We start from the raw sequence: 22,437 nt of genomic DNA on the forward strand, positions 1-22,437 counted from the left end.
ATGCACGTACGCAACCTGGTCAAGGACTTCACCGTCCGGTCGGGGCTGCGGCGCGGCACGCTGCGCGCGGTCGACGACGTGTCGTTCACCCTCAGCGCCGGCCGGACACTGGGCCTGGTCGGCGAGTCCGGGTCGGGCAAGTCCACGGTGGCCCGGCTGATCGCCCGCCTCGACCGGCCGACGTCGGGCACGATCAGCATCAGCGCCGACCACCCGGACCGGTCCTACCGGGACCTGGTGCAGATGGTGTTCCAGGACCCGTTCGCCTCGCTCAACCCGATGCACACCGTCGGCCACCACCTGGCCCGACCGCTGCTGCTGCATGGCCGGGCCCAGCGCGGCCGGGACGTCCAGCAGAAGGTGGCGGAGCTGCTGGAGCGGGTGAGCCTGCGGCCGGCGGCGGAGTTCGCGCGGCGGCGGCCGCACGAGCTGTCCGGGACTCCAGGAATGCCCGTAAATCGACGGCTCCTTACACTGCACTCTATGCAGACAATGTACAGCTGGTTCCACTTGGAGACGTCTTCGGATTCCAATGATACTCATAGTGTAAGCTCGGTTCTAGTACGAAGGATGTTCGCAGCGTCTCTTAAGAGCCTTCACTACGTATCGTTTCGAATTTATCACTCCGTCAGCCAACTCTGATTGTACTTCGCGAATCGGGGCTTCTCCAATATTGTTTGGCATTATGCGCTAGGATCCACCACCTTAGTGATCACTCACGACCTGGCGACCGCCCGGCACTTCTCCGACGACATCATCGTGATGTACCGGGGCAGGGTCGTCGAGCGTGGCCCCGCCGACCAGGTGATCCTGACCCCGCGGCACCCTTACACGCAGCTGCTCGCCGCCTCGGTGCCCGATCCGGACGCCCGAGGCCGCGAGTTGCCGGCGGCCACGGAGATCGCCGGGAGCTCGACCCGTGCCTACGACCACTACGCAGGCGCCTGGCAGTGACCAGGGCAGTCAGGGAGCGGTCCCCATGAGCTCAGGAAAGCGCTTACCGCCATATGGCGCACTGCGTTTCTCGCCGGTGTCTCCGCGCGACCATCGCAATGGGACATGACACTCGTCTCGATCTCGTGAAATTTTCATCGACCAAAACGGGCCGGACACCTGTCGTCGATCGTGCCGGCGGTAGCCCGAAACCGGTTCCCTACCGGCAAGAACGGCGATAGCCGCGGAAGCGACCGACAGCCGATGGGCTCGCCGTTCCGGAGCCGCGGAACGTCAGCTTTTGAAACGTTTTTGGCGACGAAGCGGGCCGGCAGTAACCTCCTCCGAGCGGCCCTGCCTCACGTGACTGATCAAGTGCCCTTGCGCGACAACAACTTCACCGACTCCGCCGCGACCACGCGCCTCCGCCCGGACAGGCACGACAGGAGAAGCCCATGTCCCTCATGCGTCAAGTGATCCTCATGACCGGCGTGACCGCGGCCGTGCTGGTTCCCACGCCGGTCGCGACAGCCGCACCGCACGCCCTGCCCGCGCAGTGCTCGGGGACCGCACCGATCAAGTGCCACTTCGATGTGTCGCCGGGCAACTACGACGTCACCGTGGGCCTCGGCAGTGCCACCAAGGCAGCCAACACGTCGATGTCGGTCGAGGCTCGCAGGCAGATCCTGACCGCCGTCTCGACCGCCACGGGCCAGGTCGTCCCGACCACCGTCACGGTCAACGTGCGCAGTCCGGAGGGGCAGCCCACGGGCCAGGGCGGCACCGGAACACCGGGGTTGGACATCACTTTCGCGGGCAGCTCCCCGGCGATCAGCTCCCTGACGGTGACCAAGGCCAACTCACCGCTGGTGGCGTACCTGGCCGGCGACTCGACCGTCTGCGACCAGCCGGTGGCCCCCTACACGGGCTGGGGCCAGATCCTGCCTACGGACGTCCGCAACGGCGCCGTGATCGCCAACTACGCCGACTCCGGCGAGAGCTCCGGCAGCTTCCTGGCCAACAAGGCGCTGTTTCCGACGCTCAAGGCATTGATCAAGCCCAAGGACCTGGTGTTCATCCAGTTCGGGCACAACGACAAGGACACGTCGGAAAGCGCTTTCCATAACAACCTGGCCGCGATGGTCAACGGTGTGCGGGAGCGCGGCGGCATCCCGGTGCTGGTGACGCCGCCGGTACGGCGGCTGTTCAACGGCACCACGCTCACGCCGACCGCCTTGCACGTCAACACCAAGGGCGTCGACCTGCCCGCGGTGATCCGCGCGCTCGGCAAGAGCGCGAACGTGCCGGTGGTCGACCTGACCGCCAAGAGCAAGAACCTCGTGCAGGGCCTGGGCCCGGCCGGCTCACAGAAGATCTATCTCAGCAAGGCCAGCGACGGCGTCAGCGACAACACGCACTTCTCGCAGTACGGCGCGACGCAGATGGCCAATCTCGTCGTGCAGGGCATCCGCGAGCTGAACCTGCCGCTGGTCGGCTACCTGCGCTGACCGTTCACACTGGACAGAGACGAGGAAGGCCATGCCCCTCAGCACAAGGTCGCGAGCAGTGGCCGTCGTCGTGGCGGTCGTGGCCGCGGTGACCACCGCGGTGCAGCCGGCCTCGGCGGCCACCGGTGACGGCTCGCCCACCGACTCCAACATCCGGTACTTCGGACGCTGGGACACCCGGTCGCCGAGCACGTACGTGTCCGAATGGGCCGGCGCGTACGCGGTGCTCGGCTTCACCGGCACCACGGTGCAACTGCGCCAGCGCAACAGCGTCGACCTGTACACAAGCATCGACAACGGCGGCTGGGTGACGCACCCGAACGTTCATGGAACGGTGAACCTGACCCCGACCCGGCTGCCGTCCGGCACACACACGCTGCGTGTGGCCTACCGCCAGGACGCCGGCTCCTATCACGGCGACGGGGTGTTCCAGGGCGTGACCCTGGACTCCGGCGCGCACACCGTGGCACCGAGCGTGCCGTCCCGGATCATCGAGTTCGTCGGCGACTCGATCACGGCCGGCTACAAATCGTCCAAGGAGGCGCTGACCGCGTACGGCTGGCTGACCGCGGAGAAGCTCGGCGCCGCGCACACCGAGATCGCCCGCCCCAGTGTCTGCCTCTCCCCGTCCTCCGGGTGCATCGGCATGCGCGACCGGTACTTCAAGACGGGAGTGGACACCAGCACACCGGACTGGGACTTCTCCCGCTACCAGGCCAGCGAGGTGGTGATCAACCTCGGCACCAACGACGTCGGCCACGGCGTCTCCGGCTCCCAGTTCCAGACCGCGTACACCACGCTGCTGGCCCGGATCCGTGCGAAGTACCCGAACGCCACCATCTACGCGATGGAGACCTTCCACAAGTTGTACGTCAACGAGACCAAGGCCGCGGTCGCCGCCCGCACCAAGGCCGGCGACGGCAAGGTCCGGTTCATCGACACCGAGGGCTGGATCACCGCCTCCGACACCGCGGACGGCACGCATCCCACCGACGGCGGACACCAGAAGATCGCCGCCCGGCTCGCACAGATCATCGGGTGAGCCGCCCGCCGTCACGAACCCCTGGAGAAGGGAGTGCCATGCGTAGGTTCGCCATCAGCCGGCGGTTGGCCGTCGCCGCCGCGAGCATCGTGGCGGTGGCGCTGGCCCCGAGCACGGTGGAAGCGGTCACGCCGGCCGCCCCGCACGTGGCCGGCGCCGCCTCCGCGGACGCCGCCAACCGGTTCCGCACGGTCACCGACTTCGACCCCGGTTGGCTGTTCCACTACGGCGACGCGAGCGGCGCCGGCGGCGGCGCCTATCCCGACGGCAACTGGCGCACCCTCAGCGTTCCGCACGACTGGAGCATCGAAGGCCCGAACCCACCGTCCGACCCGTTCTCCCAGTCGGCCCCGAGCACCGGCCGCGGCGGTTACGCGCCGTCGGGAATCGGCTGGTACCGCAAGCACTTCTCGCTGGCCAGTGTGCCCAGCACCCGCAAGGTGTACATCGAGTTCGACGGTGTGATGGCCAACGCGAGCGTGTACGTGAACGGCGCGCTCATCGGCACCCGTCCCGACGGCTACACCAGCTTCCGCTACGACATCACGGCGGCGGCGAAGTTCGGCGGCGCCGACAACGTCATCGCCGTCAAGACCGACACCAGCCTGCAACCGGCGTCCCGGTACTACACCGGCGCCGGGATCTACCGCGACGTCCGTCTCATCGCGACGGATCCGGTGCACGTCGACCAGTGGGCCACCTACGTCACGACACCGAACCTCGCCACGGTCCACGCGCAGACCACCGTGGTCAACAGCGGCAACGCGACAGCGAACGTGAGCGTGCAGGGGGTGCTCACCGATCCGGACGGCATGACACTGTCCCCGGTCACCACCGCCGCGAAAACCATCGCCGCCGGCGCCTCGGCGACCTTCGGCTATGACGTGCCGGTGAGCAGCCCCAAGCTCTGGAGCCTGACTACGCCGAACCTGTACTCGTTGGCCACCAACGTGATCGCCGGCGGCTCGGCGGTCGACGACGACGTCACCCCGGTCGGCATCCGCAGCCTGACGTTCAGCGCGTCGGACGGGATGAAGCTGAACGGCAAGAGCGTGAAGTTCCAAGGCGTCGCGCTGCACCAGGACTACCACGGGCTCGGCATGGCGGCCCCGCAGCGGGCCGTGCAACGGCGGCTGGCCGAGCTCAAGGCGTTGGGCGTGAACGCGATCCGGACCGCGCACGACCCGCCGAGTCCAGCCTTCCTGGAGCTCACGGATCGGATGGGTTTCCTGGTGCTGGACGAGTTCTTCGACGTCTGGACCCAGCACAAGTACTCCGACGTCGGCGACTACGCGACGTACTTCAACCGCACCGCGTCCTCGCCCACCGGCGCCCCACCAGTACCTGCCGCGACCGGCTCGACGCCGTGGTACCAGGTCGACGCCACCAGCATCGTCGCCCGCGACCGCAACCACCCCAGCGTGGCGATGTGGAGCGCCGGCAACGAGATCCGCGACTCGCTGTCGACCCGCACGCCGCTGCTGACCAGGATGGTGTCGATCTCGCACGCGCTGGACCCGAGTCGCCCGGTCACCCAGGCCCTGTTCCGGCCGGCCGACAGCGGCGACGTCACCGGCGCCACCCGCACCACCCTCGACGTCTTCGGCGGCAACTACCGGCCCGACGACGTCATCAAGGCCATGAAGACGTCGCCCGCGCGGCCCGGACTGTTCACCGAGATGGGCACCGACACGTCGGCGTGGACGACGGTGAAGAACAACCCGGGTGTCACGGGCCTGTTCATCTGGACGGGCGCGGCCTACCTCGGCGAGGCCGACAAGTTGTGGCCCGATGTCGAGAGCGGTTTCGGCCTGATGGACGCGGTCGGCACGGTGCGGCCGATCGGGTACTCCTGGCAGAGCACATGGGGTGCGCCCCGGACTTCGCCGCCGCCGACCGGCACCACGGCCACCAAGGTGCTACTCGCTCCGGACGAGACCACGGTGTCCACGGACGTCAACGACGTCTCGTACGTGAAGGCGACCATCGCGGACGCCTCCGGCCGAATCGTGACCAGTTCGTCCGCGCCGATCACCTACAGCATCAGCGGACCCGGCGTGATCGTGGCGGTCGACAGCGGCAGCCCGGTCCAGGAGAGCTTCCGCGGCACCGTCCGCAAGGCTTACCAGGGCGTGGCGTACGCCCTGGTACGAGCGACCGGACCGGGCGTCATCACGGTGACGGCGAGCGCCGGCGGGCTGACGTTGGGCAAGACCACTCTGACCGGCGCCATCACGCCGTTCGTGCCCTGCTCGGGCAGCTGCGACTGAGGGAGAAGTGAGCATGAAACGTTCTCTGGTGATCTCCGCGGTGACCGCGATCGCGGTCACCGTCCTCGGCAGTGCGGCGGCCGTGGCCGGTCCAGCGGCCGGCCGGACCTACTACGTCGCCCCCGCCGGCAGCGACAGCGCGGCGGGAACCCCGGCCGCCCCCTGGGCCTCGATCGCCCACGCCCAGTCCGTCGTCCAGCCGGGCGACACGGTGTACTTCCGCAGCGGCACCTACGGCTACTCGCACGCGAACAGCGGCTGCAAGAGCCAGACCGACCGGGTGGACGCGATCACGCTGAGCCGCAGCGGCAGCTCGGGCAACCTGATCACCTACGCCGCCTACCCCGGTGAGCGGCCGGTCTTCGACTTCTCGAAGGTCAAGGACAACTGCCGCATCAAGGGCTTCGACGTCACCGGGAACTGGATCCACCTCAAGGGGCTGGAAGTCCAGGGCGTGCCCCAGAACAACAACCTCAACCACGAGTCGTGGGGCATCTGGATCTCGGGCAGCGACAACGTGTTCGAGCTGATCAACGCCCACAACAACATGGGTCCCGGCCTGTTCATCCAGGACGGCGGCGACAACCTCGTGCTCAACTGCGACTCGCACGACAACTACGACCCGCACACCTCCAACGGGGCCGGCCAGAGCGCCGACGGCTTCGGCGCGCACATCTCGGCCAACCACCCGGGCAACGTGTTCCGCGGCGACCGCGCCTGGTGGAACTCCGACGACGGCTTCGACCTCATCAACGCCTTCTCCTCGGTGACCATCGAGAACTCCTGGACCTGGCGCAACGGCTACCTGCCCGAGTCGACCACGCCCGCGCCGGCCGGCAACGGCAACGGCTTCAAGGCGGGCGGCTACGGCGGCGTCTACGTCTCGAACGGCGCCAAGCACACGGTCCGCGACTCGGTGGCGTTCGACAACAAGGTCTCGGGCTTCTACGCCAACCACCACACGATCGCCAACGACTACTTCAACAACACCGCCTACGGCAACCACCCGGACTTCAACATGCTCGGGATCAACTCCAGCGGCAAGGCGGTCGGTCTGGGCAACCTGCGCAACAACATCGCCTACACCGGCACCCTGCTGTCGAACATGTCCGGCACCAACGCCTCCTACAACTCCTGGAACCTGGGCGTGTCCCTGTCGGACTCGCAGTTCCGCAGCGTGTCGACGTCAGGCTGGGACGGGCCGCGCCAGGCCGACGGCAGCCTGCCCGTGCTGCCCAACCTCCGCCTCGCCGCGAACAGCTCCCTCATCGACAAGGGCACCAACGTCGGCCTGCCGTACAACGGGAAGGCGCCGGATCTCGGCGCCTTCGAGTTCTGACACCGGAGGACCAAGGACGTGAACAGAACACTTGCGGCACTGCTGGCAGCGGCCGGCCTCGCGCTGACGGCGCCCGGCACCGCGACGGCCGCCACCGCCTGGGTCGCCGGCTGGTCCGTCAGCCCGGTCGTGGGATCCACCATCCCCGGCAACACCTGCCCGGCCGGTGCCGGGCTCACCAACCAGACCGTGCGCAACGTCGTGTTCCTCAGCGCCGGCGGCGACCACGTGCGGGTACGGCTGACCAACACCTTCGGCACCAAGCCACTGGCCGTCGACCACGCCTCGGTCGCGGTGCAGGGCAACGGCGCCTCCCCGGCCGCCGGCACCCTGCGGGAGCTGACCTTCCAGGGCCGGCGTGCGGTGACCGTGCCGGCGGGCGCGCAGGAGTACAGCGACCCGGTGTCGCTGCGGGTCGCGGCGCTGTCCACGCTGCTGGTCAGCGCACACGTGGCCGGTCCGACCGGGCCGCTGATCAACCACCCGTTCACCGCCCAGGGCAACTATCTGGCCGGCGGGGACGCAACCCTCGCCGCGGACAGCGGACGGTTCGGGACCACCCCGTGCTGGATGCTGGCCGACGGGGTGGACGTGGCACCGGCGGCCGCGGTGACGGGCACCGTCGTGGCCTTCGGCGACTCGATCACCGACACCGCCAACACGACCGGCAACGCCAACCACCGCTGGCCGGACTTCCTGGCCCGGCGGCTGGCCGCGCAGCCCGGCAGGACCCTGTCGGTGGCCAACGCGGGCCTGGGCGGCAACCGCGTCATCGCCGACCGGCCCGGCCAGCCGTACTACGGGGTCGCCGGGGTGACCCGGTTCCAGCGCGACGCGCTGGGCGTCACCGGCGTGCGGACCGTGGTGCTCCTGGAAGGCGTCAACGACATCGGCTACGACGCCACCGCCACCGCCATCATCGGCGGCTACCGCCAGATGATCACCGCCGCGCACGCCCGTGGCGTCCGAATCGTCGGCGCGACCCTCACCCCGTTCGGCGGGTCGGGCATCGACACCCCGGCGCGCCGCCAGACCTGGCAGCAGCTCAACGACTGGATCCGGCACAGCGGCATGTTCGACGGAGTGGTCGACTTCGACGCCGCCACCGCGGACCCCACCGACTCGTTCCGTCTGCGCCCCGCCTACGACTCCGGCGATCACCTGCATCCCGGCGACGCCGGCACCCGGGCGATGGCCAACGCAGTCGACCTGGCCGCTCTGCTCCGCACCTGACGCGCCACGACATGGGCACCGGGAACTTCACCCCACACCTCGATCACGGACGGATTCACACAGGCATGAGCTCTATGACCAGGTTCGGCACGCGCGCGGCCGTGCTCCTCGTCGGCGGCCTCCTCGTGACCGCGGGGACGACGGGCGCCCAGTCCGCCTCCGCCGCGGCCACGGCGTCCGGCGTCACCGCGACCGTGAACGCCGACGGCAGCTACCAGATCCACACCCAGCAGCCCGCGGACTGGACCTTCAACGGATCCGTCGGCCACGCGCTGACCAGCAGGAGCAGCACCACCGGGCGCGACGCCGTCGGCGAGTTCCAGCAGGTCACCTTCGGCTACACCGACGGCGTACCGCGCAGTGGGAGCATCCGGGTGTACCAGAACGTGCCGGTGGTGGTCTTCGGCGCCACCAACCAGACCGCGGCGGCCAACAGCAGCGCGGCCGCCTTCCCGGCTCTGACCACACCGTCGCTGCCCTACCGAGAGTCGTTCCAGCACGCACCGTTCGCGCCGTACCAGTTCAACGGCTCGCTGGCCGCCGACAGCCCGCTGCTCAACTTCGACAGCCACAACAACGGCTTCCTCGTCTCACCGGCGGACAACTTCGCGGTGTCGAACATGACCCGCGGCGCCAACACCGTGTCTGACGGGATCGCGTCCGGCGTGGCGACGCTGCCGGCCGGCTTCACCCACCGCACGATCCTGGTGGTGGGCCAGGGCGTCAACTCCACCTTCGCCACCTGGGGCTCGGCGCTGATGGCGCTGGGCGGCAAGCACCCCATTCCCAACGACGCCAACGCCACCCTCGACAAACTGGGCTACTGGACCGACAACGGCGCCAGCTACTACTACAAGTACGACACGTCCAAGGGGTACGCGGGCACCCTCGCCGCGGTCACCAAGGACTTCGCGGCGCACGGGGTTCCGCTGGGCTATCTGCAGCTGGACAGCTGGTGGTATCCGAAGGGATCGTCGAACACCTGGCAGGGCAACGGGACCGACCGCGGCGGCGAGTACACGTACCAGGCGGCGCCGGAGCTGTTCCCGAGCGGGCTGGCGGCCTTCCACCAGCAGGTCGGTCTGCCGCTGGTGACCCACGCACGCTGGATCGACTCCGCCAGCCCGTATCGGCGGCAGTACCAGATGTCCGGCAACGTGGTGACCGACCCGAAGTTCTGGAACAGCACCATGAACTACCTGTCGGCCGCCGGGGTGACCGCCTTCGAGCAGGACTGGCTGGGGCAGGACGCGCAGCCCAAGTACAACCTCACCGATCCCAACGCGTTCATGGACGGCATGGGGAACGCCGCGGCGGCGAACAACGTCGCCATGCAGTACTGCATGGCGCTGCCGTGGAACACGTTGCAGAGCACGCTGTACCAGAACCTCCAGACCACGCGCGTCAGTCAGGACCGGTTCGAGCGGTCCAAGTGGGACTCGTTCCTGTTCGACTCGCGGCTGGCCAGCGCGCTCGGCGAGTGGCCGTGGACCGACGTGTTCATGAGCACCGAGACCACCAACCTGCTGTTGGCGACGCTCTCCGGCGGGATGGTCGGCGTCGGCGACGCGATCGGCAAGGAGAACGCCGCGAACCTGCTGCGCAGCGTCCGCGCGGACGGTGTGATCGTCAAGCCGGACGTGCCGATCGTGCCCGTGGACTCGGTGTACACGGCGACGGCGCAGGGTGGTACGCCGCCGATGGTCGCCGAGACGCACACCGACCACGACGGGCTGCGCGACGGGTACTTCTTCGCCTACGCCCGCAACGGCGGTTCCCAGTCGATCAGCTTCCGCCCCGATGACCAGGGGATCGCCGGACCGTCCTATGTGTACAACTACCTCACCGGAGCCGGCAAACTGGTACCGGCCGCCGGCACGTACACCGACACCGTCAACGCCGACGGCTCGTACTACGTGGTCGCGCCGGTCGGCTCGTCCGGCATCGCGTTGCTCGGTGACGCGGGCAAGTTCGTGTCGCTGGGCAGCAAGCGAATCTCCCAGCTGTCCGACGACGGGACCGTGCACACCAGGGTCACGTTTGCCACCAATGAGAAGTCGGTGACGCTGCACGGCTACGCGCCGAGCGCACCGAGGGCGACCGCGACCGACGGCACGGTCGGCGCGGTGCACTACGACACGACGACCCACCTGTTCACGGCGACCGTCACGCCGGGTTCCGACCACGACGCCGCCGTCTCGTTCGCCGGTCACTAGGGGAGGTTGTCGGCGTCCTTTCCGGACGAGCATTCCTCGTCTCCAGCACCGGCGGTGCCTGGGGTGTGCCGTGGGCCCGGGCCCACGTCGCCACGAACGCCACCTTCGCGCTGGCCGTCGCAGACGGCACACCGGTGCCAGTGCAGTCGTGGCCGCTCGCGTACTGACCGGACGGCAGTCTCCAGTGGACCGGTCACGTCGTCAGCTCCGAAACGCCGATGGCGCATGGAATCCACCTCACCACCGGCCGGTCCGACAACGCCCACGTAGTCATGCCCTTCGGCCGGATCGTGGCCGCCACCAAGGCCAGCGGCTGGACCGACTGGACCCAGGTGGTCGGCCCCGACCGGCCGGGAGCTTTCGGCGAGGTCGACGTGGGCACCTCGCGGACACGCGGCGAAGGTGTGATGTCTGCCGTGCTGTTCCAGCGGGCATCGACCGGGACCACACCGGTGCGCGCTCGGGAACCGTGCGGTTGAGCGAACTCGTCGACAAGCCCGGCGTCACGCCGGTAGCCGTGCGCCGCGACGTCAACGCCCTGGCCGACCGCGGGTTGGTGGTGCGGGTGCACAGTGGAATCCGCCTCCCCCATCACGGCATCGCGCAAGGCGCGCCCGCCGGCGCCCGCTCGACGTTCGGCAGGGTCACCAGGTTCGGCGAGGTGCTTGTCCTCACAGCGTCGGCGGTGATTCATCTACCGGCCGCATGTCGGCCGTGTTCGGTTCGATTCGTTTCGACTCCCACCGAAAAGTGTGGTGTACGCATGGACAGGTGATGCGAGCGAAAAGTACCTGAGGCATGCTTGCGACCTCGGCACCCCACCGGGAACGGCCCTACGCTCGCCCCGCACCAGAACATCTCCTCGGATCGGGGTCACAAATGAGACGTACTGTCGCGACCTTAATCGCACTCGTCGCCGGTCTCGCGATATGCACGCCCGCGACAGCCAGTGCCGCGCCCGCCACCCACTGCACCTTGCGGCTGGAAACCGGCGTGGTGACCTGTGGCGCGCGGTTGGCCGCCGTGACGAACAACGACGTGATCATCGGTCGAGTCTTCGACGACCAGAACTACGGCGGTTCCTCATTCACCATCACCGGATCGCACCCGTGCAAGAACGGCAACGGACGCGACTTCGGCGTCCAGCTCGCCAAGTACGGCTGGGCGAACCGGATCTCCTCGTTGCAGGCTTGGGGCAACTGCTGGCTCAACCTGTACTCCGGTCCGAACTACAACGGTGACCACGACGGCGAGTTCAAGGCCGACACCCCGTACGTCGGCCCGCTGATGGACAAGCGGACCCAGTCCATCGGATTTGACTGATCCCTTTACTCAGAAGGAATGGTCCCACCGCCATGCGCATCCGATCCACACTGACCTTCGTCGTGGCCGCTGTCGCCGCCCTCGGCATCGTCACGCCCGCCGCACACGCCGACTCGACGCCCACCGTCCGCGAACTGCTGGACAAGTGCGACAACGGCACGGACTCCTGTGTCTTCCACCCGTCGTCGCGCACGGAGTTCGGCGGCGCACGCCACCAGGTCGGCCGCAACGCCAACAACTGCAGCACCGTCAATCAGAACGAGTCGATCGCGTGGTCCGACACCACCGGCGGCTCCAACAGCATCGGTATCACGATCACCGCGGAGTACAAGTTCGGCGAGGAGTTTTCGGTCGCCGTTTCGGCCACCTACGAGCACACCTGGACCTGGTCGCACACCGTCACCCGCACCGACACCTTAACCACGCCACCGTGGAGCGTCGGCCAGATTTTCCACGCCCCGCAGATGCAGAGGGTGACCGGCACCTACGAACTGCACTTCGGCAAGAAGTTCTACGGCCACTACTACTGGTACGTCAACAACTTCTCGGCCACCGGCCCGGAGGACACCGACGATGCGGTCACCTTCTTCACCCGCGCCATGACCGGCGACGAACGTAACCGCTGCCCGAAGTCGGTGTCGACCGCCAAGGAGTTCGTCAGCACTGAGAGCACGCCCGCACAGCCCGCCCTCGTCGCCTCGGTCCGCCCCGGCGACTGACCCACCTGATGTCCCACCGGCGACGGCGGTATGTCCACAAAGGCAGATCGCCGAGGTGTCCGTGCCGGCACGACGTCAGCCGGTGACCTTCCGGTGGTGGTACTGGGTGATCATCTGGTAGCTGCCGCTGGAGCAGTCTCCTCTGCGGCGTTGCCGGAGTCGAAGCGGATGTCGGCGTTGCCCGGCGCCGCCCAGGTCGACCTGGGCGGCGCCGGCCGTCATCTCACGCCGACTCGCGTAACAGCAGTTCCGTGTCCAGCTCGCTCCGTCAGGGTGCCGTCGATGTGCCCGAGCAGCTCACGCGCCGTCTGCGCGCCCAGCAGTTCGACCGGCTGGCCGATGGTGGTGAGCGGCGGCCCCATCGTGCCCGCGATGGGTGCGTTGTCGAAGCCGATCACGGCGACGTCGTCGGGAACGCGGCGGCCGGTACGCCGCAACGCCCGCAGCACGCCGATCGCCATCAGGTCGGACGCCACGAAGATGGCGTCCACGCCAGGTCTGCGATCCAGCAGCCGCAGCGTCGCATGCTCGCCCGATGCCTGCCCGAAGTCACCGTGCATCACCAGACCCGTGTCGTCTCGGCCGAACTCCGCGAGTGCGCAGCGATAGCCGGCAAGCCGGTCGAGGCCCGCAGTCATGTCCTGTGGCCCGGCCACCGTGGCGATACGGGTCCGGCCGGCCGCGACCAGATGACGGACGGCGCGGACCGCCCCACCGCGGTTGTCCACGTCCACATAGGAGTGTCGGTCCGGATCCGCACACATCGGCCGGCCGACGCTGACCACCGGTATCCCCACCCGTTCCAGGGCCGCCGCGTGCCGGGTGAGCATGCTGACCATCAGTGCGCCGTCGACATGGTCACCGCGCAGGAGCCGGAGGGCCGGCGACTGGCCGGCGTGGCCCTTTCCCGCCGTCAGCAACACGATCTGATGGTCGGCCGCGGTGAGTTCCCGGTTGATGCCCACCAGGAGCCGGCTGAAGTAGGGATCGGCGAACAGCCGCCCCCCGTCCTCGCACACGACCACGGCGATCAGACCGGTCCGCCGCGGGCCGCGCATCCGGCCGGCACGCTGCCGGACGTAGCCGAGGCTGCGCACCGCCTGCTCCACCTGCCGGCGCGTCTCCGGTCGAACCTGGTGAAATCCGCTCAGCACGCGCGAAGCCGTCGCCAGCGAGACGCCGGCGGCGTGGGCAACATCCGCCAGCGTCGGGCGGACCTCGGGCAAGTTCAGCACGACAACGTCCATCTCTGGAGAACAATGTGTGACCACGGCCAAGCGCGCCGACCGGTGCCGTTTCCGACAGGCCGGTCAGGTCGGGCGAACGAGAAGCTGATCGTGGTGGAATTCAGCTAGTCGGACGGCATTCGCCGCCACGTCGCCCGGTCGTCGGCGTCATTGTTCCGAGAACTGCGGACAGTCACAGCGAAAAGCAGGGACTTTCGCATGACAGAGGTCCTTCCGAGCATCGTCGCGCGGGCTGTTCACACGGGATCTGCCGAGCGACTTCTCCGGCCGCTCCTCGTGATCACGTGATGACGCAGTGTCAGACAACCGCACTTTCGCACGACGGTTGCGACCCGTCAAGAACTCGCTCGGAGGCCACCTTTCGGTCTAGACCAAAGCAGGCCCAAGTACCTGGGATTCGACGCGTTCGACGACCTCAGTCCCCTGTCGAATTTCGACAGGCGAATCTCGTGCGGTGGAAGTCGTCGCTCGTCCCCGCCTTCGAACCGTATCGACGGATAACGCCGTCCGAAGGCCGGTTCGCCGCGTCACGAGCAAGGCATCAGCACGCGGCGGTTCAGCCCAGGATCGGAACCTCCGCGCCGTCCCGCAGGAACACCGGAATCCGCCCCAACGGCGCCGCCAGCAGGCGCCCGGACAACGATCATGTCGCCTCCCGGAAGTCTCACTCCTTGACCGCCCCGCCGGTCATCCCGGCCACGACGTAACGCTGGGCCACCACCAGCAGAATCGCGGCCGGGATGGCGGCCAGCACCGCGGTGGCCATGATCCCGTTCCAGTCCGCGGTCTGGTTGCCGACGAAGCGGTAGATCCCGACCGTGACCGGCTCGATGCCCTGTCCGGTGGTCAACGTCATGGCGAACAGGAAGTCCGCCCACGCGAACAGGAATGCGAACACGCCGGCGGTGACCACCGCGTTGCGGCTGACCGGCACGATGATCGAGACGAAAGTGCGCCAGTGCCCGGCGCCGTCCACCCTCGCCGCCTCGGACAGCTCGCGCGGGATCGCGACCATGAACGCCCGCAGCACCAGGATCGCGAACGGCACCGTCGCGGTGGAGTCCGCCAACACCAGCCCGAGATAGTTGTCGATCAGGCCAAGGTCACCGAACAGGGCGTACAGCGAGTTCGCCATCACGATGCCCGGGATCATCTGCACGATCAGCAGTGCGAACACGAACACCGGGCCACCACGCCAGCGCAACTGCGCCAGCGAGTACGCCGCCGGCGTCGCGATCACCAACGACACCACAACCGTGCCACCGGCCACCAACAGACTGGACAGCAGATGTCCGCCCTGCGTCGCCAACGCCTCACGATAGCCGTCCAGAGTCGCGGGCAGCGGCAAGAACTCCGGCGTCGGCCGCAGCAGTGCGCCACTGGGCTGCAACGACGCGTTGAGCATCCAGTACAACGGGAACAGCAGCACCAGCACGATCAGCACGCCGACGCCGGTCCGTATCCAGCCCCTCATGTCAGCGACTCCCGGGCCGAGCGGAGGTACACGAACCCGAACACGGTGGACACGAGGATCAGCACGTTCCCGATCGCCGCGCCCTGCCCGAAGGCGAAGTCGTGGAACGACAGGCTGTAGGAGAAGGTGGTCAGCGTCTGGGTGGCGTTGGCGGGGCCGCCGCCGGTGATCACCATGATCACGTCGAACACCTTGATCGTGTACACCAGACCCAGCATCAACACGATGCCGGTCACCGGCCGCAGCAGCGGCCAGGTGATGCTGCGGAACCGCTGCCAGCCCCCCGCGCCGTCCAGCGCCGCCGCCTCGTACAGCGAGCCGGGTATGGCGCGTAGGCCGCCGTGCAGCAGCACCAGGTTGAACGGGATGCCGATCCAGATGTTGGTCAGGATCACGGCCGGCAGCGCCCAACCGGTGTCGGTCAGCCACGGGATCGCGGGCAGGCCCACCAGGCGCAGGGCCGTGTTGAGCACGCCGTGGTCCTGGTCGAAGATCCACCGCCAGACCGCGCCGCTGACCACCAGCGGCAGCAGCCACGGCAGGAGCAACAACGCGCGCAACGTGGCACTGCCCAGGAAGCGGCCGTTGAAGAACACCGCCAGCGCCAGACCGATGCCGAACTGGAACACGATCGAGCCGACCGTGAACCACACGGTGTTGAGCGCCGCCCTGGCGAACACCGGATTGCCCAGGGCCGCCACGTAGTTGGCGACCCCGACGAACGGCGCCTGACCCGTGTAGAACGAGCGGACGCTGAAGTCCCGCAGGCTCATCAGGAGGTTGTAGACCAGCGGGTACCCGAAGAAGACCAGGACGTACAGCAGCGCGGGCAGCAGAAACGCGATGGCGGCCGCGCGTCGGCTCACGACCCGCCCGCCTGCTGTTGGGCCTGCCGGAGCGCCTGCTGCGGGGTCTGGCTGCCGGTGATCGCCGCCTGCACGGCGGTGGCGAGCGCCTGGGAGATCTTGGGATACTTCTCCCCCAGGTCGGCCGAACGGGACCGGGCGGTGGCGACTTCTGTCACGAACGGCTGCATGTTCGGGTGCTGCTGGCCGAAGTTCTCCGCAACGTCCTTTTGAGACGGAACGTAGGCGTGGCCGGTGTCCCAACTCTGCATCACCTCCGGCGACAGGATGCAGGTCAGCACCTTCGCCGCGGACTGCTGGGTGGCCTGGCCGGTGGCCGGGATGACGCCGGTCTCCCCGCCCAGCGCCACGGTCGGGCTGCCGCCGGCGGCCGGCGTCGGAATCGGAACCACGCCGTAGTGCAGCGACTTCTCGCCGTCCAGCCGGGACAGGTTCCACGAGCCGTTGATCATCATCGCCGCGTTGCCGGCGACGAACTGGTCGGCCACATCGTTCTGGTTCCAGTTCAGCACCGACTTCGACACCGAGCCGCTGCCGACCAGCCCGGCGACGAAGCCCAACGCCCGCACCGCCTGGTCGGAGTCCAATCGAGACAGATCGGCGCCGTTGCTCCAGAAGAACGGCAGGAACTGCCAGGTGCCCTCTTCCGACGGCACGGCCGAGAAGGCCAGGCCGTAGCGCTGTGCCTTGGTCAGCTTGGCGGCGGCGGCCGTCAGCTCGTCCCACGTCTTCGGCGGCTGAACACCGGCCTCGGCGAGCATGTCCTTGTTGTACAGCAGGGCAAGGCCGTTCACGCCGGGCGCGAGCCCGTACACCTTGCCCTGGTAGGTGCCGGCCTTGACGATGCCGTCGTAGTAGCCGCCGGTGGCGATGCCGTAGTCCGACAGCGGGGTGAGTGCCCCGGTGCTGGCGATCTGCTGCACGGTCGGGTTGTCGGTGAACACCAGGTTCGGCAGCGACCGTGAGGTCGCGCCCTGGAGGATCTTGGGCAGCATCTGGTCGGTGGGCACGGTCTGCCGTTGGATCGTCACGCCGGCCTTCTTCGAGCAGGTATCCAGCACCTTCTGCCAGGCGGCCGAGCCCTGCTGGTCGGTGTAGTAGTCCAACTCGGTGATCGAGCCCGGCGCGCCGCCACCGGGCGCGCCACAGGCCGCCAGTGCGAGTGCCAGGGTCAACACCGCTGGTCGGCCGAGGCTCTTGGTGAGGCGGGCAATCGTGGAGGACAACGCCGTCATCTCCTTTCGGTGTCGAGTGGTTTCGACGAACTGGTCGGCGACACACAGCGGTGCCGCGTCGGGCTGACTGAGGGGTGTGGCTACGCGGTGCTTTCCCGTCTCGTCAGCCGTGGCGAGAGCAACCGGATCTCGGGCAGCACCGGACCGTCGAGCTGCCGCAGGGTCATTTCGACCGCCAGCGTGCCCAAGTCCGCCGCGGGAATGGTGACCGAGGTCAACGCGATGAACTGTGCCATGGCGATGTCGTCCGGACAGACGGCCACCACCGCGATGTCCCTGGGAATATCCAGGCCGCGGTGCCGCACCTCGGACAACAGCGCACCGAGCACCGCCTCGTTGTGCGCCACGATCGCCGTGATCGACGGGTCGGCGCGCAGCGTGAGATCCAGGAAGGCGCGTACGCCCGGGTAGGATGGCACGCACGGATGCGACACCGCGTGCAGTCCACGCGCTGCCACCGTTTCGTTGAAGCCACGCAGGAAGCGGCCGGCATAGCTGGTGCCGCGCTCGTATACCGTGGGCGATGGGCCGAGCAGGGCGATGTGGCGGTGGCCCAGGTCGGCCAGGTGGTTCACCGTAAGCGTGCCGGCCGCCACGAAGTCGAGGTCCACGCAGGTGAGTGCCTGCGGCTCGTCCGGGACGCCGACCAGGACCGTCGGCCGCCGCAACGAGGCCAGCACCGGGATTCTCGGCTCGGCCGCCTCCACGTCCATCACGATCAGCGCGTCGGCGATCGCCGAGCCGACGACTCGGCGCAGTCCCGCCGGCCCCTCGTCCTTGGTCAGCAGCAGCAGGTCCTGGCCGTGAGCGCGGGCGGCGCTGACCATCGTCGCGACGAACTGCATCACCACCGGCATGTTGAGGTCGACGCGGAACGGGATGACCAGCGCGATCACGTTGGTGCGACTGCTGGCCAGCGCCCGGGCGCCGGCGTTGGGGTGGTACCCCAGCCTGCGGATGCTCTGCTGCACCCGTCGTTGTGTCTCCAGGGAGATCGCGCGCTTGCCGCTGAGCACATAGGACACCGTGCTCGGCGACACGCCGGCAGCCCTGGCGACATCGGTGATTGTCACCATCACGCCCTCCCCTTGTCCGACTCCATCGACTGCACGCTCATGTCCACCCAACGCGCATTGCCTCGTCTCCTTCTCTTATGCGCTTCCCCTCAGCGGGAGATCCGGAACGAGTACAGGTCGGCCGGCCCGTCGAAGAAGAGGTACACGTCGTGCCGGCCGACGACCTTGGCCAGGCCGGCCGCGAGGCTGATGTACTTGTACTTGTCCCCCGTGCTCGGCACGGTCACCGTGCCCAGCACCTGCCCGGTGTCGAGCTTCACGGTGATGTGCGTGGGCGCGGCGTTCGGATTGGACACCGATGCGGTGACCGTGCCGGCACCCGTGAGCTGAACGTTCTTGTATGCCAGCCATGATCCCGCTGTCGCGGCCACCGAGGTGCCGCTGGCCTTGCTCTGATCGGTCAGCGTCGTGCCCTGGTAGTCGTCGAAGTTCTGGGCGAGGGTGGTCTGAGACAGGTCACGCGGCGGAATGGTCTCGCCGGGCACGGCGATCGACGCCGACTGCCGGATGTCCTGCGAGGAGTTGCCCACCTGGAAGTCGTAGACGCCGGCCTCGACCACCGACCTGCTCCTCGTCACGTCCCAGGACGCGAGGTCGCCGGCCTGCACCGTGAACGTCACGTTCTTGGTCTGGCCCGGCGCGACACTGACCCGCTGGAAGCCGCGCAACTGCCGGAGCGGTTGCTGCACCTGGGACTGCTGCTCGTGCGTGTACAGCTGCACAACCTCGTCGCCGGCCCGCGCGCCCGTGTTCGTGACGTCCACGGTGACCCGGATCGCGGAGCCCTGCCGGCTCACGTGCAGGTTGTCGTACCTGAACGTGGTGTAGCTCAGGCCGTAGCCGAACGGGAACAGCACGGGTCCCTGGTGGTACAGGTACGTCATGCCGCTCTTGGCGATGTCGTAGTCCTGGATGCTCGGCAGCTGGGTGTCCGAGGCGTACCAGGTCTGGGGCAGCCGGCCGGCCGGGTTGACGTCGCCGAACAGCACATCCGCCAGCGCGTGCCCGGTCTCCTCGCCGGCGTGGCTGGTCCACAGGACGCCGGGCGCGGTCTGTTTGTCCCAACCCGTCGTGGGATAGCTGTTCTCCACCACGACAACCGTGTGTGGGTTGGCCTTCTGCACCGCCTGCACCAACGCCTGCTGCGCCGGAGCGAGCTCGGTGCTCGTGCGGTCGTTGTCCTCGCGGCCGTTGATGAAGGGCATGCTGCCGACCACCACGACCGCCGTGTCCGCCCCGGTCACCGCGCTCACCGCGTTGGACACGCCACTGGTGATCACCTGCTTGGTGAACTTGGTGGCGGCCGCCGGGGTCGCCGCGGCCATCGTGACGGCCATGTTCGATCCGACGACCGCGTACTTGTCGCCCCCGTTGGCATCGTTGCCGGTGTACTCCAGCACATAGTTGCCGTCGGGTTGCTGGTCCAGCTTCAGCTGCTGCTGCACGAACCACCCGTTCGGCTGGGCGGCATTGTTGACCAGGCTGCGGTTGGCGCCCAGCGAAAGGTACTTGCCGTTGGCCACCGTGCGCAGCGTCAGTTTGCCGGCGCCCCAGTCGAACACGTCCATCGACTCATTGGCGCCGGCCGACGTCGACCCCTCGGTCAACGCGCCGTCGGCGGTGGGAGCGGTGAGATACTTGCCCGTCGCGTTGTCCTTCAGGGCAATCCGGTCCACACCCTCGGTCGCCGACACGTTCGCGCCTGACCCGAGCCGTTCCCTGATGCCCTGCACGGGCGTCACCTGGTACGGCAGGCTGCCGCTGTACCAGTCGGTGTAGAGCGTGTCGGCGAGCGGACCAACCACTGCGACCTTCTTGGCCGGATCGGCTGTCAACGGCAGCGCGCCGCTGTCGTTGCGGAGCAGCACGACCTGTTCGTCGGCGGCCTTGCGGGCCAGCGCCTGGTGCGCCGGCGAGTTGATGACGGCCGGGGTGATCCTGGCGTACGGGTTGCCGGCGCTGGGCGGGTCGAACTCGCCCAACCGGAACCGCAGCGAGAGCAGGTGCCGGTCGGCACGCTCGATGTCGGCCACCGTCAGCAGCTTCTGGTCCACCGCGGCCTTGACGGCGCCGGTGATGATGCTGGGGTTGTTGTCATTGTCCGTGAAGCTGTCCAACCCCGCCTTGATCGCCGCGGCGACCGCCGCCGGCTTGGTGGCGTAGTACTGCTCGGGCCAGATCAGGTTGCTCGGCGCGCCCGCGTCGCTGACGATCGCCAGGTCCTTGGTGCTCCAGCTGCGCACGGTGTTGTCGAGATCGGTGCTCACGGTGTTCGGTCGACCGTTGACCAGGTTGTAGGACGGCATCACGCCGGTGGCGGCGTTCGCGGTCAACGCCGGTTTGAACGCCTGCTCGTCGTAGTCGTGAAGGATCTTCGGTGGCACCGAGGAGTTACTGGTGACGCGGTTGGTCTCGTTGTTGTACGCGAGGTAGTGCTTGAGCGTGGGCGCCGCCTGTAGGTAGCGCGAGTCGTCACCCTCGATGCCCTTGCCGTACGCGGTGGCAATGCTCCCGGTCAGGTACGGGTCCTCGGAGTAGCCCTCTTCGTTGCGGCCCCACCGCGGGTCGCGCAGCAGGTTGGTCACCGGCGCCCACAGGTTGAGGTCCCACAGGGTGGGGTTCTCGGCGTTGTAGCCGCGCGCCTCTTGGCCCACCGCGTTGCCAACTTGTTTGATCAGCGCCGGGTCCCAGGTGCTGCCGAGGCCGACGGCTTGGGGGAAGACCGTGCCCTTGGCCGTGACGACCGCGCCGCCGTGGTAGAAGTCGGTGGTCCAGGCGACGCCGTGCAGCGCCTCGGTGCCGGTCTTGAAGAAGCCGATGCCCAGCCGTGGGATCGGCACCTCGTACTGGTGCAGCAGCGAGATCTTCTCGTCCAGGGTGAGCCGGGAGATCAGGTCGTCGAGCCGCGCGGACAGCGGCAGGCCGGGATCGCGGAACCGGTCGACGGCCGGCGCCGCGGCGGCGGCCGTCGTGGCGACCAGCACCATGGCCAAGGCAGGTGCGACACTTCCCCACCACTGACGTAAACGCGCCAAGGCACACCTCCAGATCGGCATCCTCGAACCGCTTCGACATTCAGCGCGTGACATCGGCTCACCTCGCCGACTCTTGTCAGGACTATGTCGACGGACGCGATGGAGGGTCAAGGTCGATTCGCTTCGACGGGCCCGTTGTCGGCGTTCGACGCCCTCCCTGCCACCCTCCGCCGTGGCGACGGACGCCGAAGCCGGCGTCGACTCCTCGCGCCTGACCTGCGGAACACCGGACCGCCGGCGAGCCGGCGAAGCCCGGAAGCGCGCGGCCGGCAACACCGGTCACCGAACATGCTCGGGACTGAAATTTTCATTGCCACAGAACGAAAGACCGGCCGTCCGAGGCACTTCCTTGCCCTACCGGATGTTTGTCGCGAAACTGAAGTCCTCCGTTGACGACGCCGCGTTGTGAGGTTGAGCATGACCGCTGCCGAGCCGCCTCCCGCGCGCCCGACGCTCGCCGACGTCGCCCGCGCCGCCGGGGTGTCTCCGGCGACTGCGTCCCGTGTGCTCAACGGTGTTCCCCTGGTAGGCCCCGAGAAGTGCCGGCAGGTCGAGTCAGCGTTGGCCGCGCTGGGCTACGAACGCCAACGCGCCGCGTGGACCTCCGCGCAGCCACGCCCGCGGACGGCCGCGCTCGTGGTGTGCGAGAACGGCCCCCGCCTGTTCTCCGACCCGTACTTCGCGCGAATCGTGGCCGGCGCCAGCCCTGAGGCGGCGGCGGCCGGGATTCAGCTGGTGACGTTCGCCGCCGCGTCCACAACGGACCTTCGGATGCCGTCCGCGCCCTACCTGAGCAGTGGTCATGTCGACGGGGCGCTGTTGGTCAGCATGCACAGCCCTACAGACCTGGACCGGATCGGCGTGCCCATTGTCGTCGCCGGGAGGCCAGTGCGCCGGGACGGCAACAGCCAGATTTCCTCC

At 68.2% G+C, this 22,437-nt stretch carries 20 protein-coding genes and 1 pseudogene; 14 read left to right on the forward strand and 7 right to left on the reverse strand.

The annotated features are described in order from the left end of the window. The 13 genes and pseudogenes from KUTG_RS02075 to KUTG_RS02120 all read left to right on the forward strand — a co-directional run bounded on the left by KUTG_RS02075 (window position 1) and on the right by KUTG_RS02120 (window position 12,583). A complete protein-coding gene (locus tag KUTG_RS02075; protein ID WP_232241407.1) occupies window positions 1-642 on the forward strand; it encodes an ATP-binding cassette domain-containing protein in 642 nt (213 codons plus the stop codon). A gap of 66 nt (window positions 643-708) precedes the next feature. After that, window positions 709-954, forward strand: a complete 246-nt coding sequence (locus KUTG_RS55240) for an ABC transporter ATP-binding protein (protein ID WP_063753471.1) — start codon at window positions 709-711, stop codon at window positions 952-954. 434 nt (window positions 955-1,388) lie between these two features. Next, window positions 1,389-2,441: a rhamnogalacturonan acetylesterase gene (locus tag KUTG_RS02080; protein ID WP_084578788.1), complete on the forward strand. Its 1,053-nt coding sequence runs from the start codon at window positions 1,389-1,391 to the stop codon at window positions 2,439-2,441. Window positions 2,442-2,499: 58 nt separating this feature from the next. Beyond that, window positions 2,500-3,483 (forward strand): SGNH/GDSL hydrolase family protein, encoded by a 984-nt coding sequence (locus KUTG_RS02085; RefSeq protein WP_232240599.1) that lies wholly within the window; start codon window positions 2,500-2,502, stop codon window positions 3,481-3,483. Window positions 3,484-3,521: 38 nt separating this feature from the next. Beyond that, a complete protein-coding gene (locus tag KUTG_RS02090) occupies window positions 3,522-5,753 on the forward strand; it encodes a glycoside hydrolase family 2 (RefSeq protein ID WP_043714484.1) in 2,232 nt (743 codons plus the stop codon). A 13-nt stretch (window positions 5,754-5,766) separates the two neighbouring features. Continuing rightward, window positions 5,767-7,092 carry a right-handed parallel beta-helix repeat-containing protein gene (locus tag KUTG_RS02095; RefSeq protein WP_043727966.1) on the forward strand — a complete coding sequence of 442 codons (1,326 nt, stop codon included), beginning with the start codon at window positions 5,767-5,769 and terminating at the stop codon, window positions 7,090-7,092. Between the two features lie 18 nt (window positions 7,093-7,110). Continuing rightward, window positions 7,111-8,325 carry an SGNH/GDSL hydrolase family protein gene (locus KUTG_RS02100; RefSeq protein ID WP_043714487.1) on the forward strand — a complete coding sequence of 405 codons (1,215 nt, stop codon included), beginning with the start codon at window positions 7,111-7,113 and terminating at the stop codon, window positions 8,323-8,325. Between the two features lie 65 nt (window positions 8,326-8,390). Next, on the forward strand, window positions 8,391-10,541 hold the full coding sequence (locus KUTG_RS02105) for a hypothetical protein (RefSeq protein ID WP_198046969.1): 2,151 nt from the start codon (window positions 8,391-8,393) through the stop codon (window positions 10,539-10,541). Between the two features lie 56 nt (window positions 10,542-10,597). Then, window positions 10,598-10,708, forward strand: a pseudogene (locus tag KUTG_RS63000) (hypothetical protein); the annotation flags it as partial. A gap of 51 nt (window positions 10,709-10,759) precedes the next feature. Further along, window positions 10,760-11,020: a hypothetical protein gene (locus KUTG_RS60590; protein ID WP_043714491.1), complete on the forward strand. Its 261-nt coding sequence runs from the start codon at window positions 10,760-10,762 to the stop codon at window positions 11,018-11,020. Continuing rightward, window positions 11,017-11,316 (forward strand): DeoR family transcriptional regulator, encoded by a 300-nt coding sequence (locus KUTG_RS57875; RefSeq protein WP_232240601.1) that lies wholly within the window; start codon window positions 11,017-11,019, stop codon window positions 11,314-11,316. Before KUTG_RS60590 ends, KUTG_RS57875 begins: the two co-directional genes overlap by 4 nt. A gap of 200 nt (window positions 11,317-11,516) precedes the next feature. Then, a complete protein-coding gene (locus KUTG_RS02115) occupies window positions 11,517-11,864 on the forward strand; it encodes a peptidase inhibitor family I36 protein (protein ID WP_198046970.1) in 348 nt (115 codons plus the stop codon). A 32-nt stretch (window positions 11,865-11,896) separates the two neighbouring features. Then, window positions 11,897-12,583 carry a hypothetical protein gene (locus KUTG_RS02120; RefSeq protein WP_063753472.1) on the forward strand — a complete coding sequence of 229 codons (687 nt, stop codon included), beginning with the start codon at window positions 11,897-11,899 and terminating at the stop codon, window positions 12,581-12,583. Window positions 12,584-12,658: 75 nt separating this feature from the next. Here KUTG_RS02120 and KUTG_RS57880 read toward each other — a convergent pair whose 3' ends face one another. From KUTG_RS57880 to KUTG_RS02150, 7 genes are all read right to left on the reverse strand, one after another. Further along, complete coding sequence (locus KUTG_RS57880; protein ID WP_157494250.1) at window positions 12,659-12,805, reverse strand: hypothetical protein; 147 nt, start codon at window positions 12,803-12,805, stop codon at window positions 12,659-12,661. Beyond that, entirely contained in the window at window positions 12,802-13,830 is a 1,029-nt protein-coding gene (locus KUTG_RS02125; protein ID WP_232240602.1) for a LacI family DNA-binding transcriptional regulator, read from the reverse strand. The genes KUTG_RS57880 and KUTG_RS02125 overlap by 4 nt, the downstream gene beginning before the upstream one ends. A 664-nt stretch (window positions 13,831-14,494) precedes the next feature. Continuing rightward, window positions 14,495-15,304, reverse strand: coding sequence for a carbohydrate ABC transporter permease (locus KUTG_RS02130; RefSeq protein WP_043714497.1), 810 nt, complete (start codon window positions 15,302-15,304; stop codon window positions 14,495-14,497). Further along, the gene (locus KUTG_RS02135) at window positions 15,301-16,170 is read right to left on the reverse strand and encodes a carbohydrate ABC transporter permease (protein ID WP_043714499.1); all 870 of its coding nucleotides are present in this window, start codon (window positions 16,168-16,170) and stop codon (window positions 15,301-15,303) included. Before KUTG_RS02135 ends, KUTG_RS02130 begins: the two co-directional genes overlap by 4 nt. Beyond that, window positions 16,167-17,405 carry an ABC transporter substrate-binding protein gene (locus KUTG_RS02140; RefSeq protein WP_052393759.1) on the reverse strand — a complete coding sequence of 413 codons (1,239 nt, stop codon included), beginning with the start codon at window positions 17,403-17,405 and terminating at the stop codon, window positions 16,167-16,169. The genes KUTG_RS02135 and KUTG_RS02140 overlap by 4 nt, the downstream gene beginning before the upstream one ends. Before the next feature lie 80 nt (window positions 17,406-17,485). Then, window positions 17,486-18,481, reverse strand: a complete 996-nt coding sequence (locus KUTG_RS02145; protein ID WP_043714501.1) for a LacI family DNA-binding transcriptional regulator — start codon at window positions 18,479-18,481, stop codon at window positions 17,486-17,488. A gap of 89 nt (window positions 18,482-18,570) precedes the next feature. Further along, complete coding sequence (locus KUTG_RS02150; RefSeq protein WP_043727972.1) at window positions 18,571-21,516, reverse strand: glycoside hydrolase family 3 protein; 2,946 nt, start codon at window positions 21,514-21,516, stop codon at window positions 18,571-18,573. A gap of 417 nt (window positions 21,517-21,933) precedes the next feature. On the opposite strand from KUTG_RS02150, the gene KUTG_RS02155 reads away from it, so the two are divergent. Then, a partial coding sequence (locus tag KUTG_RS02155; protein ID WP_157495500.1) for a LacI family DNA-binding transcriptional regulator occupies window positions 21,934-22,437 on the forward strand: 504 nt, incomplete at its 3' end.

This window comes from Kutzneria sp. 744, assembly GCF_000568255.1.
In the GTDB taxonomy this organism is placed as follows: Bacteria; Actinomycetota; Actinomycetes; order Mycobacteriales; family Pseudonocardiaceae; genus Kutzneria.

Excerpts from the sequence above, each read along its gene's own strand:
- KUTG_RS02075 (WP_232241407.1), top strand. The coding sequence starts at position 1 with ATGCACGTACGCAACCTGGTCAAGGACTTCACCGTCCGGTCGGGGCTG.
- KUTG_RS02080 (WP_084578788.1), top strand. The coding sequence starts at position 1,389 with ATGTCCCTCATGCGTCAAGTGATCCTCATGACCGGCGTGACCGCGGCC.
- KUTG_RS02090 (WP_043714484.1), top strand. The coding sequence starts at position 3,522 with ATGCGTAGGTTCGCCATCAGCCGGCGGTTGGCCGTCGCCGCCGCGAGC.
- KUTG_RS02095 (WP_043727966.1), top strand. The coding sequence starts at position 5,767 with ATGAAACGTTCTCTGGTGATCTCCGCGGTGACCGCGATCGCGGTCACC.
- KUTG_RS02105 (WP_198046969.1), top strand. The coding sequence starts at position 8,391 with ATGAGCTCTATGACCAGGTTCGGCACGCGCGCGGCCGTGCTCCTCGTC.
- KUTG_RS60590 (WP_043714491.1), top strand. The coding sequence starts at position 10,760 with ATGGCGCATGGAATCCACCTCACCACCGGCCGGTCCGACAACGCCCAC.
- KUTG_RS02120 (WP_063753472.1), top strand. The coding sequence starts at position 11,897 with ATGCGCATCCGATCCACACTGACCTTCGTCGTGGCCGCTGTCGCCGCC.
- KUTG_RS57880 (WP_157494250.1), bottom strand. The coding sequence starts at position 12,805 with ATGACGGCCGGCGCCGCCCAGGTCGACCTGGGCGGCGCCGGGCAACGC.
- KUTG_RS02125 (WP_232240602.1), bottom strand. The coding sequence starts at position 13,830 with ATGGACGTTGTCGTGCTGAACTTGCCCGAGGTCCGCCCGACGCTGGCG.
- KUTG_RS02130 (WP_043714497.1), bottom strand. The coding sequence starts at position 15,304 with ATGAGGGGCTGGATACGGACCGGCGTCGGCGTGCTGATCGTGCTGGTG.
- KUTG_RS02140 (WP_052393759.1), bottom strand. The coding sequence starts at position 17,405 with ATGACGGCGTTGTCCTCCACGATTGCCCGCCTCACCAAGAGCCTCGGC.
- KUTG_RS02145 (WP_043714501.1), bottom strand. The coding sequence starts at position 18,481 with ATGGTGACAATCACCGATGTCGCCAGGGCTGCCGGCGTGTCGCCGAGC.